Raw genomic sequence first — 16,108 nt, 5'->3', positions numbered from 1 at the left:
CTGCCAACCTTGTTTGGCATGCCTTTCGTCGACCAAGGTCGACGCCTACCTGGCTGAAATGCCGTTCGTCGACCAAGGCCGACGCCTGCCATCGCATTCACCGGGCATGGGATTGCCGGGGCAGAGGCACTATCATGTGCACACTGCCAAGGAGGACCCCGATGAGCGTGGCACCCCGACAGACAAGCGCCCTGGCCGTGGTCAGCCTGGTCATGGGCATCGCCAGCTGGACCGTCCTGCCCTTCGTGGCCAGCATCGTCGCCATCGTCACCGGCCACATGGCCCGCGCCGAGATCCGCCGCCGCCCGCTTGAACTTGAAGGTGACGGCCTGGCCGTCACCGGGCTGGTGCTGGGCTGGGTGATGGTCGGCGCGGTGATCGCTGCGATCCTGGTCTTCATCCTGTTCTTCGGCGGCCTGGCCTGGCTCGCCGCTGTATCGAACTGACCGCCATGACCGCCTCCGACAGCACTGAACGCTTCAGCAGCCGCGTCGCCGACTACGTCCGCTACCGGCCCGATTACCCGCCCGCGCTGCTGCAATGGCTGCACGGCCCGATGGGCGTCAGCCATCAGGCGCAGGTGGCCGACATCGGTGCCGGCACCGGCATTTCCAGCCGCCTGTTCCTGGCCACCGGCCATCCGGTGGTGGCCGTTGAACCGAATGCGGCCATGCGCGGCGCCGCCGAAGCATGGCTGGCACCGCAGTATCCGCAGTTCCGCGCGGTCGACGGCCGCGCCGAAGCGACCGGCCTGGACGCTGCCAGCATCGATCTGGTCAGTGTCGCGCAGGCCTTCCACTGGTTCGACACCGTTGCGGTGCGCGCCGAGTGGCAGCGCATCCTGCACCCGGGTGGACTGGCGCTGATCTACTGGAACTCGCGCCTGCTCGACGCCAGCCCGTTCCTGGTCGGCTACGAGCAGCTGCTGCTGGACTACGGCACCGACTACAGCGCGGTGGCCGAACGCTACCAGGACGACGCCACCATGCAGGCCTGGTTCGGCACCGGGCTGCGCGGCATGGTGCAGCTGCCGAACGTGCAGTACCTGGACCTGGATGCCCTGCGCGGTCGCCTGTTGTCTTCTTCCTACGCACCGCAACCTGGTCATACGCGCCACGCGCCGATGATCGATGCCCTGCAGGACCTGTTCGCCGCCCACGCGGTCGACGGCCAGGTCGCTTTTGAATATCAAACCCGAGCCTTCCTCGGCACGCTGGACTGAACCGACGCATGTATTCGCTTGCCCGCCCCTTCCTGTTCTCGCTCGACGCCGAGCGCGCCCACGGCCTCGGCCTGTCCGCACTGGACCTGGCTTATCGCACCGGCACCACGCCGCTGCTGGCCGCCCGCATCGCGCCGCTGCCGAGCACCGTGTTCGGGCTGACCTTCCCCAATCCGGTCGGCCTGGCCGCCGGCCTGGACAAGAACGGCGAGCACATCGATGCGTTGTTCGCGCTCGGCTTCGGCTTCGTCGAGATCGGCACCATCACCCCGCGCCCGCAGGCCGGCAATCCACAGCCGCGCCTGTTCCGCCTGCCGGAACACAACGCGATCATCAACCGCATGGGCTTCAACAATGCGGGCGTGGACGCGCTGGTGCGCAACGTCGAACGCGCGCGCAACCGCCGTGGCCTGCTGGGCATCAACATCGGCAAGAACAAGGACACCCCCAACGAACAGGCCGTGGATGACTACATCGCCTGCCTGGACAAGGTGTACCCACTGGCGGACTACATCACCGTCAACATCTCCTCGCCCAACACCGCCGGCCTGCGTGAACTGCAGGAAGAAACCGCGCTGCGCCAGCTGGTCAGCCAGCTGCGCGACCGCCAGGAGGCGCTCGCCGCCCGGCACGGCCACCGCGTACCGATGCTGGTGAAGGTGGCACCGGACCTGAGCGAGCGCGACATCGATGCTGCCGCGCGCGTGCTGGGCGAACTGAAGGTGGACGGCGTGATCGCCACCAACACCACCGTCGACCACAGCAAGGTGGCCGGCGACCCGTTGGCCAATGAAGCCGGCGGCCTGTCCGGCGCCCCGGTGCTGGAGCAGTCCACGCTGGTGCTGCGCCGTCTGCGCGCGCGCCTGCCCGAATCGGTGCCGCTGGTCGGTGTCGGCGGCATCCTGTCCGGTGCCGATGCGGTGGCCAAGATGGCCGCCGGTGCCGCGCTGGTGCAGTGCTACAGTGGCCTGATCTTCCGTGGCCCGGCGCTGGTTTCCGAGTGCGTGGAGGCGATCCGTCGCCGCCGCGAAGCGCCCAGCCGCGGCGCGGTGGCGCCGCTGTGAGCGCGCCCATGGACACCACCGACGGCACCGCACCGCTGCGCTGGACGCTCACCCGCAATGCACCGCTGCAGGCGCTGAACACCTTCCACGTGCAGGCCAGCGCCGCACAGCTGCTGGAACTGCACGACCCCACATTGTTGCCGGACGTGCTGGCACTGCCCGAGGTGGCCAACGGCCCGCTGCTGGTGTTGGGCAGCGGCAGCAACGTGCTGATCGCCGACGACCTGCCCGGCACCGTACTGGTGTTCGGCAACCGTGACATCAGCTTCCTCGAACACCGCGCAGACCATGCGGTGATCCGTGCCGGTGCCGGCGTGCCCTGGCACGGCCTGGTGATGTGGTCGCTGCAGGAAGGCCTGTCCGGGCTGGAGAACCTGGCGCTGATTCCCGGCACTGCCGGTGCCGCGCCGATCCAGAACATCGGCGCCTATGGCGCGCAGGTCGGCGAATTCATCCAGGCCGTCGAGGCCTGGGACTGCCACGAGCAGGCCTGGGTGCGGCTGGACAACGAACAGTGCGGCTTCGCGTACCGCGACAGCGTGTTCAAGCAGCAGATGGACCGCTACCTGATCACCGCCATCGAACTGAAGCTGCCGCTGCTGCATGACCTGCGCATGGACTACGCCGGCATCCGCGAGGAACTGCAGGCGCAGGGCGTGGAACTGCCCGGTGCGGTGGACGTGGCCAATGCGGTGATCGCGATCCGCCGCCGCAAGCTGCCGGACCCCGACGTGCTCGGCAACGCCGGCAGCTTCTTCAAGAACCCGGTGCTGCCGCTGGAGCAGGTCGATGTGCTGCTTCAGCACTTCCCCGATCTGCCGGTGTTCCCGTCCGACCAGGAAGGCAAGCGCAAGGTCTCGGCGGCCTGGATGATCGAATCCTGTGGCTGGAAGGGTTTCCGCGAAGGCGATGCCGGTGTGGCCCCCAGCCATGCGCTGGTACTGGTCAACCACGGCAACGCCACTGGCGCCGAACTGCTGGCATTGGCGCGCCGCATCTCGGCCTCGGTGCTGGAAAAATTCGGCGTGCCGATCGAACCGGAGCCCCGCCTGCTCGGCGCACAGTGGTGAACACCCCCACCCTCTCCCCAGGCGCCACCCCGATGCGGGCGGCGCTGCTGATGCTCGGCAGCACGATGGCGTTCGGCCTGATGGCGGTGGCGATCCGCTATGCCACCCGCTACGTGCCCACCCAGGAAGTGGCGTTCTTCCGCAATGCCTTCGGCCTGCTCGCGCTGTTGCCGATGCTGCTGCGCCCGGGCCACGCGCCGCTGAAAACCCAGCAGTTGCCGCGCTATTTCCTGCGCAGCGCGATCGGCCTGGGCTCGATGCTGTGCGCCTTCTGGGCGCTGGGCCATCTGCCGCTGGCGCAGGCGGTTTCCCTGTCCTACTCCACCCCGCTGTTCGTCACGATTGCGGCGGTACTGTGGCTGGGCGAAACCGTGCGTGTGCGTCGCTGGGCGGCGGTGGTGGTCGGCTTCATCGGCGTGCTGGTGATCGTGCGCCCAGGTACCGCCGGCTTCACCGCCGGCAGCCTGGTGGCCGTGGCCGCCGCCCTGCTCAGTTCGCTGGTTGCGATCCAGATCAAGCAGCTGACCCGCGTCGACAGCGCCGACACTGTAGTGCTCTACACCTACGTGTTCTGGGTGCCGCTGTCGCTGGTTCCCGCCCTGTTCGTCTGGGTCTGGCCGACCGGCGCCGCCTGGCTGTGGCTGCTGGCCACCGGCGTGCTGGGCACCATCGGCCAGCTGTTGTGGACACGCGCGTTGCGCCTCGGCGAAGTCTCGGCACTGACCCCGATCAGCTTCCTGCAGCTGCCGTTGGTGACGCTGTTTGGCTGGCTGCTGTTCAACGAAAGCGTGGACCGTTGGACGATCATCGGCGCCGGCATCATCCTTGCCGCCAACGCCTACATCGCCCACCGCGAAGCGGTGCTGTCGCGCCGTGCCGCCAGTGCGGCCGCCTCCGCCGCAGCCAAACCTGCCGAGTAGGTCCCCCTGTAGCGTCGAGCCATGCTCGAGGCATCGCGCGCAGCGCGAAGCCTCATCAATGGCAGGTGACGTGCGTTTACAGCGCCCGATACGCCCGCTCCGCCGCATCGAACACATTACCCGGAGCAAACTGCTCGCCCAGGTAATGCAGTGATTGCCGGCGCAACTGCGGAGAACGCTCTTCTCCATCGCTGCCCAGCAGGACCTGCTGGAACTCGATCAGGTCCTGCAGGATGCGCCAATGCCGGTACCAGGCGATCCAGCGCGGATCTCCCAGGTCATTGCCATAGCCTGCTGCGAAATCAAGCGGATTCTCGCGACCCCAACGCCCGCCCACAGCGCCACCGATGAACATCAGGTCGCGCTCGCGTGGCGCCAGCGACAGGCCATCCCAATCGATCAGATGCAGGCCGCCATCGCTCCCCATCAGTAGATTGCCGGCATGCAGGTCGGTGTGGCACAGGTGCAGATCGACCGGTGCATCCTTCAATGCGGCGTGCAGCTCCAGCGCGCTCGCATGCAGCGCCGCGATGCGCGCATGCTGCTGATCCCAGACCGAAGCGAATGCGCGGCCCAGCCCATCCTGCGCTACCGCCAGCCCTTCACCCACCAGCCACTGCCCCACCGTTTCCAGTGCGGCGGTTTCCATCCGCACGGTGGGCAACGCCTGCTGCAGCTCCGCTGGCAGCTGCGCCGCGTGCAGGCGTCGCAGCACTTCGCCCAGTCGCTTCCACTGCGTGCGGCTCAGTGCCGCCTCGAAGCCGGACTGCCCCTCGATGTAGGGGAACAAGGTGAACTGCAGCCCCCAGCGCTGTACCGACGCGCCCCCCGTCAACGCCGGCCAGGGCGCGACGATCTCCTCGATACCCAGGGTGCCGCGCAGCCAGTGCAGGCTGTCCCAGACTGCCGGATCGACCTGGTAGGTGCGGCACTTCAACCACCATTGCCCGCGCCGCGCATCGACGCGATACACGCTGGCGCTGGCATCGGCGCCCACCGGGCGCGGCACCACTGCGTTCGCCGTGATGGCATAGGACTGCTGCAGGACTTCGCCGAGATGCTGCGCCGAAGCGAATGACATGGATGCAAACGGAAAGTATTACCTGCCGCTACTATCGCAGATGCGTTCGCTGCGACACAGACATGTCCGTCACAACATCGTGCGTCGCGACCCGAGGGCTAGCCCGCAATGCGCCGCATCACCATTTCCAGAGGGCCGCGCGCGAACTGCCATGACCACAGCCACGCCGCCCCGGTCGCCAGCAGCAGGAACAGCAGCGCCCACAGCAGCACCGAGGCGAGCGAGGCACGTCCATCCAGCAGGCCCAGGCTTTCCAGCGTGCCCATGCCCAGCAGGATGTGCCCGACGTACAGGGTCAGGGTCATTCGCCCGGCCGCGGTGAACGGTGCCAACCACTCGCCCGAGCGTAGACGCGCCAGCCACAGGCAGGCTGCGATGACACTGCAGGCCGCTCCCGCGCCCGTCAGCACATAGGCCGGTCCCGGCGGCATCGGCTGCGTTCCCAGCCACGGCTGCCAGGGCGTTCCCTGCGCCAGCTGCTGCACGCCATGCCCGGCCCCGATCAGCAGCAGGCCCAGCACCAGCAGTGCGCGCTGCACCCGAGGCTGCGACAACGGCAGGCGCGCCAGCAGCATGCCCAGCAGGAAGAAGCACAGCCACGGCAGCAACGGATGGAAGCCGTTGAACAACAGGTTGCGCGCCATGCCGGGCCACTGCCACAGGCCGGCATACTCCAGCGTCTGCCAGTTCCAGCCTTCGCTGTAGTCCCACTGCAGCAGCGCCCAGAACGAACCGGCGGCCAGGCCGACGATGCTGGCCAGCAGCAGCCGTGGCGACGCACGCAGCCACAGCACCGCCAACGCGAAGTACACCGCGTAGTAGTGCAGGATATCGGCCGGGAACAGGGTCAGATTGAGCAGGCCCAGCACCAGCAGGAACAGTGCGCGCCGCCAGGTCTGCACGGCGGCCGGCCACCATCCCTGCCGCTGCGTGGCCAGCACCAGTCCCAGCCCGGCCAGCGTAACGAAGGTGGCCGAGGCCTTGCCTTCCAGCAGGTGGAAGAAGCCTGCCAACCCACCCGTACCCTCTGCGGGCACAGCCATCGCCAAGCGGAAATTCACCAGTACCATGCCGGCCAGTGCGAGGTAGCGTGCCAGGTCCAGACCGTGCAGGCGCCGGTCATCGGCGCTCATGCGCGCGCACCCAGCAGCAGTACCAGCAGCCCGATATCCAACGGCTCGGCATCCGCATCACGGGCCTCGCCCAGCCCCTGGCGCAGTGCATCGCTTTCGATGGCATCCAGCAGCACCTGCGCCTGCAATGGCGCGGCCAGCGCCGGGCGCCGCCGCTCGCGCCGTGCCAGTCGCTGCAGGGCGTCGGCCAGAGCCCGCTGCAGCTGCCTGCGATTGGCCGCGAAAGCCTCGGCCACGGCAGGGGTGCGTGCACTCTCGGCCAGCACCTCGACCGCAAGCGTCGCCCACTGCGGCTGCCGGCACAGCGCATGCAGATCCAGCAGGAACGCCATCACCTGCGCGCGCTCGCCGTCGGCGGCCGCCAGCCGCTGAAGCATCGGTGCCAGTTCTTCGCTCTCGGCCACCGCTACCGCAAGGATGATCGCCTCCTTGCCCGGAAAATGGTTGTAGAGGTTGCCCAGGCTGACGCCGGCCGCCTGCGCGATGTCGCGCATGCTGGTCTGGTGGAAGCCCTTGGCCAGGAAGCACTGCAGCGCCGCCTGCAGGATCAGGGCCACGCGCTGCCCATTGCGGTCGATTCGGCTCATGGCGCGAATAGTGAACGAACGTTCGTCCATTTCACAGTGCGCGCGAAGCCACCAGCAGGGCGGCGTTCAGCCCCCGCTGGCTTCAGAAGAACTCGTCGAGCAACCGATAGAACGCCAACCGCCGCTCATCGGCGATCACGCCGTAACGCTGGAACAGCGGCGCCACCCAGCGCGTGTCACCCAAATTGTGCACGAGGCTGCGCGCGGCCAATGCCAGATCCTGGTAGCGGTCGGCCACGCCCAAGCGTCCGCAATCGATGAAGCCGCTGAAGCGACCGTCGGCCACCATCAGGTTGGGCAGGCAGGCATCACCATGGCAGACCACCCGGTCTTCGTGCGCCGGCCGGCTGGCACAAAGCTCGACAAAGACCTGTTGCGCGCTCTGGCCCAGGCGTTCGTCATCGAAGTCGTCGGCGTCGACCACACCGGCTTCGACGCGTGCCTGCGCGGCATGAAGACGCGACGCCAGCCCTTGGTCGAACGGACACGCTGACACCGGCAAAGCGTGCAGGTCGCGCAATGCGTCGGCCAGCACCTCCACCACGTGTTGCGGTGGTAGATCCGCTGACGTGGCCAGGTCGCGGCCGGGCAGCGCACTCATCAGCAGCCAGCGCCGCCCCGCTTCTTCGGCAGTGGCCATCACCGTCGGTGCGGGCTGCCCCTGTGCCTGCAACCAGCGCAGGCGCGCGATCTCATCCCCCAGTTCGCTGAAGGCATCGATCACTTCAGATTTCAGGAACGCATCGGCCTGCCCGGGCCGGTGCACGCGGGCAACATCCGCGCGCGAAACGCCGATCGACTGCCGCTCAAAACGCGCGCCGGCCAGGACCTGCTGCCACGCCTGCGGCAGCGGCAGCGGCAGATCGCCAGGAGTGGATCCGGTTTCGTCCATGCACATGCGCAGGTCCAGCGTCGGTCGGTGACGATGGCGATTGTCGCGCACTTCCGGCAGACGCGTCGCCGCGCTGAACCGGGTCCGTACGCCAGCGCGCGGGTCGATGGACGAATCACGGCAAGCCGTCCACAGTGGCCGGCGCCGCGATGGTCGCTGCAACTCCCGCATACAAGGAAGCAACATGAAGTTGATGGTCATCGGCGCCAGCAGGGGCCTCGGTCGGGCATTCGTCGAAGGCCTGTGCGGCCCGGGTGACACCGTCATCGGCGTCTCGCGCAGCCGCCCGCGCGACATTGCCTGTCCCGAAGGCGTCGAGCTGCAATGGATCGAAGCGGACCTGTCGCGGCCAACCGACGCTGCCGACCATATCGCAGCGCACGCACCGGCCGATATCGATGTGCTGATCCACAACCTGGGCATCTGGGAAGACAAGGCCTTCAGCGAAGAATACGCCTTCCTCGATGAGAGCGACGCCGCGCTCGCGCAGCTGGTCGACGTCAACATCACCGCCACCCTGATGCTGCTGCAGCGCCTGTTGCCCCGTGTATTGAATGCAGCACGGCCACAGCTGGTGCTGACCGGTTCGACCTCGGCACTGCCGCGCAGCGGCCGCCCGGAAGTGGCCTTCGGCGCTTCGAAGTTTGCCCTCAACGGCATCGCCGATGCGCTGCGCGAAGGCTTCCGCGAGCGCCGCCTGGCGGTCACCAGCCTGCAGCTGGGTTATCTCAATACCGACGATGCACTGTCGGTACCGGTGGCTGACGCCGCAGCGCGCGGCGAAGGCGAGCTGGTGCCCGTACACGACGTGGTGACCATGGTGCGTGCACTGCTGCAGCTGTCGCCCTCGGGCTTCGTGCGCGAACTGGTGCTGCCGGCCATCGCCGACCCGCGCTACTGACCTCGGCGGCCAGCGCCGGGAGGCGTCAGTGGCCGCGCGCGCGGCCGTGGTTTACCCTGCTCTTCACTGGCCGTCGGTCACAGGCGGGAACCTGCTATGGATGCGCTTTCACGGGTTACGGCCCAGGTCCTGGACAGTGCCCTGCCCAGCCTGCCGCTGTACCTGCTGCAGGCCACCGCCGTCATCGGCATGATCGGCGTGCTGCTGATCGCCACCCGCCGCGCCGGCCATGCCATCGAAGGGCGCCGCCTGTATGTGGGCGTGGCGCTGGGCCTGATCTATCTGTTCAATTCCTGGTTCGTAGCCCGCTATACCCAGGGCGTGGTCAAGCTCCATCTCGGCTTCGACATCCTGCTGGTCAGCGGCCTGCTCGGCGGCTGGCGCGGTGGCCTGGCCTGCCTGGCCGCCAGCCTGCTGGCCCGCTACCAGTTCTCCGGCACCCAGTTCTTCCTGCCCGCGGCCCTTGAATCCCTGCTGCAGATGCTGGCCGGCATCTGGCTGCGCAGGCGCCTGCACCCGCGCATGCTCAACGAACTCTCGCTGCCGATGATCCTGCAGGCCTGGAGCGTGCGCATCGGCGTGACCGCGCTGGGCCTGGCCCTCGGCGTGGCGATCATCGGCGCCGATCAGCTGCCGGTAACAGAACTGGCGATTCAGCGCCTGCTGGCACTGCCCGTGTCGCTGTTGATGCTGGGCGCCGTATTCGCACTGGTCTACAACGATGCGCAGATCGATGCCCAGCGCCAGCGCGAGCAGGCCTGGCTGCGCATCGACCCGATCAGCGGCCTGCCCAACATGCGCGCGCTCGGCGAACGCCTGCAGCACTATTGGCGCTACAACGACGGCATGGGTCATGCGTGCCTGATCGTCGCCGAGATGGGCAACCTGCGTGATCTGCGGCTGCGTTATGGGCCGCTGCAGGATAGCGGACCATGGCGGCGCGACAGCGGCGACGATGTGCACCGCCTGCTGCCATCGATGCCGGCGGACAGGCTGGAGATCTACCAGTTCGGTGATGCCGCGCTGGCGATCCTGGTCCAGGGCCTGTCGTTGCCGGAACTGCGCACGCAGCCTCGCATCACCGAACTGGCGTCCGGGCTGGCCAAGCGCATCAGCGAGGAGTGGCCAGGCTTCCGGCCGCTGGTCCGCTGCGCGGTGGTCGAACTGAAGCCGCCCGGTGACGCCGACGACGGGCACCTGCCCTTCCGCGCGATCACCCTGGCATTGAGCGCGATCGAGTCGGGCGTCGTGTTCTTCGACGATCCGATCCAGCGTGACAGCGAGATCGACGTGCTGATCGAAGGTGCACTGGAACGCTGGCTCCGTCACGGCGACGCGCCGTTGTGCTACCAGCCCAAGCATCGCCTGCAGGACCGGCGCCTGGTCGGTGCCGAAGCACTGCTGCGCATGCGCGACGGCGAGGGCCGGATGGTCACGCCGATGCGGGTGATCTCGCTGCTGCGCCGGCAGGGCCGCCTGGCCGACCTGGAATGGGCCACCCTGCAGTCGGCCATCCACTTCCTGCAGCAGTGCCGGGGTGACGGCCTGCAGCTGACCGTGGCGGTCAATGTCTCCGCCGAGTCGCTGCGCCTGCCCGGTTTCGGCCTGCGCCTGCAGGAGCTGCTGCAGCTGCATGATGTGCCCGGGACGATGCTGCGCCTGGAAATCGTCGAGTGGACCGAGATCGTCGAACGCGATGTGGTCGATGCCAACATCGCGCAATTGCTGGCGGCCGAAGTGACCCTGTCATTGGACGATTTCGGTGCGGGCTACTCGACCCTGATCCTGCTCTCGCAGCTGGCCATCGCCGAGGTCAAGATCGAGCAGGCGTTGATCGCCACGTTGTCCGATGCCAAGTCACGGTCGATCGTGCGTTTCATCGTCGAAGTCGCGCATCGCTGCGGCGCGATCGTGGTGGCCGAAGGCACCGAGACCCTGGCACAGGAACAGCAGCTGCGCGCACTGGGCGTGGATGTCGGCCAGGGCTATCTGTACTCGGCTGCGCTGCCGGCGGATGAATTCCGTCGTTTCGCCGCCAGCTAGATCGCGTAGTAGCCCAGGAACATCGCCACCGCCGACTCGGCCACGCGCGCGCGTTCCTCGGCGTTCAACGGTGCCTGCCCCATCGTCACCTGCGGCCAGAACGCAAAGCTCTTCACCAGGCCGTGCAGCTGGTGCCCGGCAAATTCCGGATCGACCGCGCGCAGGCGCCCATCGGCAATCGCGGCACGGATCCACGCACTCTCGCCGCTTTCCTTCTCGCCCATGCGGCACACGATCGCCTGCGCGCGTTCCGGCGAGTGGATGATCTCGGCCATCGCCACCCGCGCCAGATCGATGAAGTTGGCGTCGCTGAGCAGCTCCAGCTTCTGCCCCACAAGCTGCAGCAGCTGTGCCGGCAGCGGCTGGTCGGCGCGGTACGGCAGGGTGTCGCTGGCCACGCTGCGCTCCCACAGCTCCTCCAGGATCATCGAGAACAACGCTTCCTTGCTTGGGAAGTGGTTGTAGACGGTGCGCTTGGAGACCCCGGCCGCTTCGGCGATGCGGTCCATGCTGGTGGCCTCGTACCCCGACGCGCGGAACTCCTCCACCGCCGCGCGCACGATGGCGTCGCGTTTGCGGTCGGTCAGGCGTTGCGGGGCACGGGGCATGGCAGGGACCAGTCAGCTGAACGGATGCGTACATTTTACACCGACCAGTGTACTTTTGAAAAACACGAAACTACACTGTGCAGTGTACCCAGCGGACGTCACCCATGAAGCGCCTGCTCCTTGTCCTTTTGCTTGGAATCCTCGCCGTGACCGCCTACACCTTCTGCAAGTCCTGGTCCCTCCCCGACTTCCCCGATTCACCGCAGTACCGCGACGGCAAGTTCCGCAACGCCCTGCCGCGGCCGGCAATGGGCCTGCGCGACGGCGCGGAGATCTGGTGGACGTTCCTGTTCAACAAACCCAAGGGCACGGTGCCGGCGCACCCCATTCCAGTGCTGCCGCTGGACCGCGCCCGCCTCGATGCCGCGCCCGACCGCAGCCTGTTCCGGCTCGGGCACTCGACGATCCTGCTGAAGCTGCGCGGCCAGTATTGGCTGACCGACCCGGTATTCTCCGAGCGCGCCTCTCCGGTGCAGTGGATGGGCCCGGCGCGTTTCCACGCGCCCCCGATCAGCATCGACGAACTGCCGCCGATCGCCGGTGTGATCCTCTCGCACAACCACTACGACCATCTCGACCACGCCGCGGTGATGCAGCTGGCCGGCAAGACCGCGCGTTTCATTGCGCCGCTGGGGGTGGGCGACCAGCTCATCGCCTGGGGCGTGGATGCCGCCAAGGTGGAACAGCTGGACTGGTGGCAGTCGACCGAAGCCAGCGGCCTGCGCCTGACCGCCACCCCGGGCCAGCACTTTTCCGGCCGAGGGCTGGGCGACAGTGATCGCAGCCTGTGGGCGTCATGGGTCATCCAGGACGGCGACTTCCGAATCTTCTTCAGTGGCGACACCGGCTACTTTGATGGCTTCAAGGCCATCGGCGAGAAGTACGGCCCGTTCGACCTCACCATGATCGAAACCGGTGCCTATGACCCTCGCTGGGCGTTCGTGCACATGCAACCGGAACAGACCCTGCAGGCGCACCTGGACCTGCGCGGCAAGTGGCTGCTGCCGATCCACAATGGAACCTTCGACCTCGCCCTGCATGCCTGGCAGCAACCATTCGAGCGCATCACCGCCCTGGCGAAGGCAAACAACGTGCCGGTCGCCACGCCGATGATGGGCGAAGCGCTGGACATGCAGGCGCCGAGCGCCGGCACGCGCTGGTGGGAGCAGGTGCAGTTGTAGCCTGCCATCGCGCCCTGCCTGGAACCCTCTGCCGCACCCGCCTCGCGCGGGTGTTGCAGCAGGCACAGCCGCCTGTGGCGGCCCTGACGCGGACGTACAGCGGGTCGGCGGCCTGATTGTTCGGCTACCCGGATGATGTTGCCGGATCAAGGGGGATTATCCGTCCGGCAATTACGCTCAGGATGATCGTGCGCCATGTGGGTGCGCCTTCCTGGATCTGAACATGAACATCGCTTCCTCAGCCCCCGTTGCTCTTGTTACCGGCGGCTCGCGCGGCATCGGCGCCGCCATCTCCCGCCGCCTCGCCGCCGACGGCTTTGCCGTTGCCATCAACTATGCCGGCCGTCACGAAGAGGCCGAAGCACTGGCCAACGAGCTGATGGCCAAGGGTGGCCAGGCCGTCGCGCTTCAAGCCGATGTCGCCAACCCGCAGTCCGTGCAGTCCCTGTTCGAAGCGATCGAGGCACGTTTCGGCGGTGTCGATGTGGTCGTGAACAGTGCCGGGGTACTGGAACTCGCTTCGCTTGCCGAGAGCGAAGACACCCTGTTCGACCGCCTCATCGCCATCAACCTGAAGGGCGCGTTCAATGTGCTGCGCGAGAGCGCACGCCGTGTTCGCGATGGCGGCCGCATCGTCACCCTGTCCACCAGCGTGGTCGGATTCAAGCTTGAGCGCTACGGCGTCTATGCCGCAAGCAAGGCGGCGGTGGAAACCATGAGCGCCATCCTCAGCAAGGAACTGCGCGGCCGCGGCATCACCGTGAACGCGGTCGCACCGGGCCCGACGGCAACGAGCCTGTTCCTGGAAGGCAAGTCAGCCGAACTGATCGACCGGTTGGCAAAGATGAGCCCGCTTGAACGCCTGGGTACGCCGGATGACATCGCCGCTGCCGTGGCCTTCCTGGCCGGTGCCGACGGCGGATGGATCAACGGTCAGGTCCTGCGTGCCAACGGCGGCGCGGTCTGAACCACGGAGAGACGCCATGAATCCGATCCCCGTTTCCCGTAGCGCTTACGCCCTCGTCACCGTGACCGCGGCGCTCACTGCGGCCTTCGCCGCTGCCGGTGCGCTGCATGCCGGCTGGCCGGTGTGGACGATGTTCATCGGTTGGATTGCCTTTTTCACGCGGCTGCAGGGCACCCGCTCCACGATCGAAAACCTGGCCTGCGTCTGGTTCGGGCTGGGCATCGGCGCATTGGCAACACTTGCAGTGGGCCTGCTCTCGCCCTCATTGGGTGCCTCGTTGGCCGTGCCCGTCGTTGTACTGGTCGTAGCGCTGTGTGTGGTTGCCCTGCGTGGCCTGCCGGTGCTGAACAACCTGCTGGGGTACTTCCTCGGACTGGTCAGCTGGTTCGCGGCCCACCTTGAGCCCTCGCTGGCCCATCTCTCCGAGCTGGCCGCGGCCAGCGCCCTCGGCTCACTGGCCGCCTGGACCGCGCACACCGTGCCGCAGCGCCTGTTGGCCCGCGCCCGGCCATGACCCTTTCTTCTTCTGGAGCTCCCATGTCACACACCATCCTGATCACCGGCGCATCCTCCGGCTTTGGCCTGATGACCGCCAAGGCACTGGCCCTTGCCGGCCACGTCGTCTACGCCTCGATGCGCGAAACACGCGGGCGCAATGCAACCCGCGTGGCCGACATCGCACAGTGGGCAGACGCGCATCACGCCGACCTTCGTAGCGTCGAACTGGACGTACAGTCGGACGCGTCCAGCCAGGCGGCGGTCGAACATGTGCTGGCCGACGCAGGCGCGCTCGACGTCATCGTGCATAACGCCGGGCACATGGTGTTCGGGCCGGCTGAAGCATTCACCCCGGAACAGCTGATGCAGCAGTACGACGTCAATGTGCTGGGCACGCAGCGGGTGAACCGCGCCGCGCTTCCGCACCTGCGCCGCCGTGGCAACGGCCTGCTCGTCTGGATCGGCTCGTCCTCCACACGCGGTGGCACTCCTCCGTTCCTTGCGCCCTACTTCGCCGCCAAGGCCGCAATGGATGCACTGGCCGTGTCCTATTCAACCGAACTGTCGCGGTGGGGCATCGAGACCACCATCATGGTGCCGGGTGCATTCACCAAGGGCACCAACCATTTCCTGCATTCGGGCACACCCGCCGATAGCGCCATCGCGGCCGACTATGAGAACGGTCCCTACGCCGGTGTCGCCGACCAGGCACTGAAGGGCCTGGCAGGATTGGAGCCTGCAGATGCCGATCCCGAGGAAGTCGCGCGGCAGATCGTGCGGGTGGTGGGCCTGCCACACGGACATCGGCCATTCCGGGTACATGTAGACCCCTCACAGGACGGCGCCGAAGTTGTCAATGCCGTTGCCGATCGCATGCGACGCGAAATGTACTCCTCCATCGGTCTTGCAGACCTGCTCTCGCCACGAGGTTGAGCCCGGAAAACCGGTGCACTTGCAGGGCGCCTTCGGGCGCCCTTTCGCAGGACGCCAGCGCGCGGGTGACTGCGTTGATGCGGTAGCCCGGCACTACGCCTTCGGCTGCAACCTGCGCCCTTCCCGGGCCAGATTCAACTGCAATGCGGCCGCGGCCAATTCGGCCATTTCCGTGGTGACCTTCTCGCTGCCACGCGCACGCAACCAACCCAGAATGTCGGCCAGGTGCCAGATGGAGGTTGAGCCGTCATGCACCGGGGACGGAAACGACTGCGGGTTGGCCAGCATCAGCTTCCGCATGTTCTGTCGCGACATCCCGAGCAGATCGGCCACATCCGTAAGCCCCACCAGATCGGGGCTCACCTCCACCAGTTCGGCACCCGGCACGGCCCGCTGCACATCATCCACTGCCGAGCACAGCGCGACCACCGCGCTGTCGGCATCACGGCAGAAGGCCAACGCCATCCTTCCCGGCAAGCCGCTGCCCAGAAGCGCGTCGTCACACCCCGCCTCTACCAGCCGCCGCTCAAGCACTCCGACGTCATCGTAGCGTGCGGGCAAGCGGTACTTCAGGGTGAAATTGAATTCCATCATCTGCCACCTCGCTTCCATCGAAGACTGATTTCATTGCTCACGACTGCAGTTCTCGACCACGCGGCGCAAGGCGCGCGCATGATTGCCAGGACTGCGCGGCGTGCTCCAGATGCTCACGACACAGAATTCTCCGCATCGGCAGTCGGTGTCGTTGTAAGGGCAATACATCCGGCCCCACGCGTGGCTCCCACCTACACGGAGGCTCCAGCCTCGAGCTTCCGCGAACCGCAGCACCGATTCGATGTCCTTGTCGGGATGACGAGCACGAGACATTCCTTGTTCTCCCTAGTCTGCACATGACAGGCCCAGGTTGTCAAATGACAACCTGCATGACTTTGCCTTGAGCAATGACCCTAGCCAATCCCGGTCATGCGTCCAGAGCCACATCCGTCAGCACTCGTTGCATCGCCTACC

Annotated in this window: 18 protein-coding genes; 11 read left to right on the top strand and 7 right to left on the bottom strand. The window is 67.0% G+C overall.

Annotated elements, in window-relative coordinates; genetic code table 11:
- The first annotated feature begins 161 nt into the window (after positions 1-161).
- Genes N440_RS06680 through N440_RS06660 form a run of 5 tightly spaced genes read left to right on the top strand, consistent with a single transcriptional unit; the run spans position 162 to position 4,276 of the window.
- Positions 162-446 carry a DUF4190 domain-containing protein gene (locus N440_RS06680; RefSeq protein WP_006435840.1) on the top strand — a complete coding sequence of 95 codons (285 nt, stop codon included), beginning with the start codon at positions 162-164 and terminating at the stop codon, positions 444-446.
- 5 nt (positions 447-451) lie between these two features.
- Complete coding sequence (locus tag N440_RS06675; protein WP_133934493.1) at positions 452-1,222, top strand: class I SAM-dependent methyltransferase; 771 nt, start codon at positions 452-454, stop codon at positions 1,220-1,222.
- Between the two features lie 8 nt (positions 1,223-1,230).
- Positions 1,231-2,286 (top strand): quinone-dependent dihydroorotate dehydrogenase, encoded by a 1,056-nt coding sequence (locus N440_RS06670; RefSeq protein WP_133934492.1) that lies wholly within the window; start codon positions 1,231-1,233, stop codon positions 2,284-2,286.
- A gap of 8 nt (positions 2,287-2,294) precedes the next feature.
- Complete coding sequence (gene murB / locus N440_RS06665; RefSeq protein ID WP_133934491.1) at positions 2,295-3,356, top strand: UDP-N-acetylmuramate dehydrogenase; 1,062 nt, start codon at positions 2,295-2,297, stop codon at positions 3,354-3,356.
- A 32-nt stretch (positions 3,357-3,388) separates the two neighbouring features.
- Complete coding sequence (locus tag N440_RS06660; RefSeq protein WP_133935986.1) at positions 3,389-4,276, top strand: DMT family transporter; 888 nt, start codon at positions 3,389-3,391, stop codon at positions 4,274-4,276.
- A gap of 76 nt (positions 4,277-4,352) precedes the next feature.
- On the opposite strand, the gene N440_RS06655 is transcribed toward N440_RS06660, so the two are convergent.
- The 4 genes from N440_RS06655 to N440_RS06640 all read right to left on the bottom strand — a co-directional run bounded on the left by N440_RS06655 (position 4,353) and on the right by N440_RS06640 (position 7,969).
- Positions 4,353-5,357 carry an aminoglycoside phosphotransferase family protein gene (locus tag N440_RS06655; RefSeq protein ID WP_133934490.1) on the bottom strand — a complete coding sequence of 335 codons (1,005 nt, stop codon included), beginning with the start codon at positions 5,355-5,357 and terminating at the stop codon, positions 4,353-4,355.
- Positions 5,358-5,455: 98 nt separating this feature from the next.
- Positions 5,456-6,490: a heparan-alpha-glucosaminide N-acetyltransferase domain-containing protein gene (locus N440_RS06650; RefSeq protein WP_133934489.1), complete on the bottom strand. Its 1,035-nt coding sequence runs from the start codon at positions 6,488-6,490 to the stop codon at positions 5,456-5,458.
- The gene (locus N440_RS06645; RefSeq protein ID WP_133934488.1) at positions 6,487-7,077 is read right to left on the bottom strand and encodes a TetR/AcrR family transcriptional regulator; all 591 of its coding nucleotides are present in this window, start codon (positions 7,075-7,077) and stop codon (positions 6,487-6,489) included. Before N440_RS06645 ends, N440_RS06650 begins: the two co-directional genes overlap by 4 nt.
- A gap of 82 nt (positions 7,078-7,159) precedes the next feature.
- Positions 7,160-7,969, bottom strand: coding sequence for an APH(3')-II family aminoglycoside O-phosphotransferase (locus N440_RS06640; protein WP_133934487.1), 810 nt, complete (start codon positions 7,967-7,969; stop codon positions 7,160-7,162).
- 184 nt (positions 7,970-8,153) lie between these two features.
- Between N440_RS06640 and N440_RS06635 the strand changes: the two genes are divergently transcribed.
- Together N440_RS06635 and N440_RS06630 are read left to right on the top strand one after the other, a co-directional pair.
- On the top strand, positions 8,154-8,870 hold the full coding sequence (locus N440_RS06635; protein ID WP_133934486.1) for an SDR family oxidoreductase: 717 nt from the start codon (positions 8,154-8,156) through the stop codon (positions 8,868-8,870).
- Positions 8,871-8,966: 96 nt separating this feature from the next.
- Positions 8,967-10,913, top strand: a complete 1,947-nt coding sequence (locus N440_RS06630) for an EAL domain-containing protein (RefSeq protein ID WP_133934485.1) — start codon at positions 8,967-8,969, stop codon at positions 10,911-10,913.
- Here the strand turns inward: N440_RS06630 and N440_RS06625 are convergent.
- The gene (locus tag N440_RS06625; RefSeq protein WP_053449559.1) at positions 10,910-11,521 is read right to left on the bottom strand and encodes a TetR/AcrR family transcriptional regulator; all 612 of its coding nucleotides are present in this window, start codon (positions 11,519-11,521) and stop codon (positions 10,910-10,912) included. The genes N440_RS06630 and N440_RS06625 overlap by 4 nt on opposite strands.
- A 104-nt stretch (positions 11,522-11,625) precedes the next feature.
- Between N440_RS06625 and N440_RS06620 the strand changes: the two genes are divergently transcribed.
- From N440_RS06620 to N440_RS06605, 4 genes are all read left to right on the top strand, one after another.
- Complete coding sequence (locus N440_RS06620; RefSeq protein ID WP_133934484.1) at positions 11,626-12,702, top strand: MBL fold metallo-hydrolase; 1,077 nt, start codon at positions 11,626-11,628, stop codon at positions 12,700-12,702.
- Positions 12,703-12,925: 223 nt separating this feature from the next.
- Entirely contained in the window at positions 12,926-13,669 is a 744-nt protein-coding gene (locus N440_RS06615; RefSeq protein ID WP_133934483.1) for an SDR family oxidoreductase, read from the top strand.
- A 16-nt stretch (positions 13,670-13,685) separates the two neighbouring features.
- Positions 13,686-14,183: a DUF1097 domain-containing protein gene (locus N440_RS06610; RefSeq protein WP_133934482.1), complete on the top strand. Its 498-nt coding sequence runs from the start codon at positions 13,686-13,688 to the stop codon at positions 14,181-14,183.
- Positions 14,184-14,206: 23 nt separating this feature from the next.
- Positions 14,207-15,100 carry an SDR family oxidoreductase gene (locus N440_RS06605; RefSeq protein WP_133934481.1) on the top strand — a complete coding sequence of 298 codons (894 nt, stop codon included), beginning with the start codon at positions 14,207-14,209 and terminating at the stop codon, positions 15,098-15,100.
- 93 nt (positions 15,101-15,193) lie between these two features.
- Here N440_RS06605 and N440_RS06600 read toward each other — a convergent pair whose 3' ends face one another.
- Entirely contained in the window at positions 15,194-15,691 is a 498-nt protein-coding gene (locus N440_RS06600; RefSeq protein ID WP_133934480.1) for a DNA-binding protein, read from the bottom strand.
- Positions 15,692-15,724: 33 nt separating this feature from the next.
- The gene (locus tag N440_RS20535) at positions 15,725-15,967 is read right to left on the bottom strand and encodes a hypothetical protein (RefSeq protein ID WP_006435629.1); all 243 of its coding nucleotides are present in this window, start codon (positions 15,965-15,967) and stop codon (positions 15,725-15,727) included.
- Positions 15,968-16,108 lie beyond the last annotated feature (141 nt).

The sequence above is a fragment of the Stenotrophomonas sp. CC22-02 genome, from assembly GCF_004365115.1.
In the GTDB taxonomy this organism is placed as follows: Bacteria; Pseudomonadota; Gammaproteobacteria; order Xanthomonadales; family Xanthomonadaceae; genus Stenotrophomonas; species Stenotrophomonas forensis.
The sequence above is the reverse complement of the archived record's forward strand: the minus strand, read 5'-3'. Positions and strand labels throughout refer to the sequence as shown.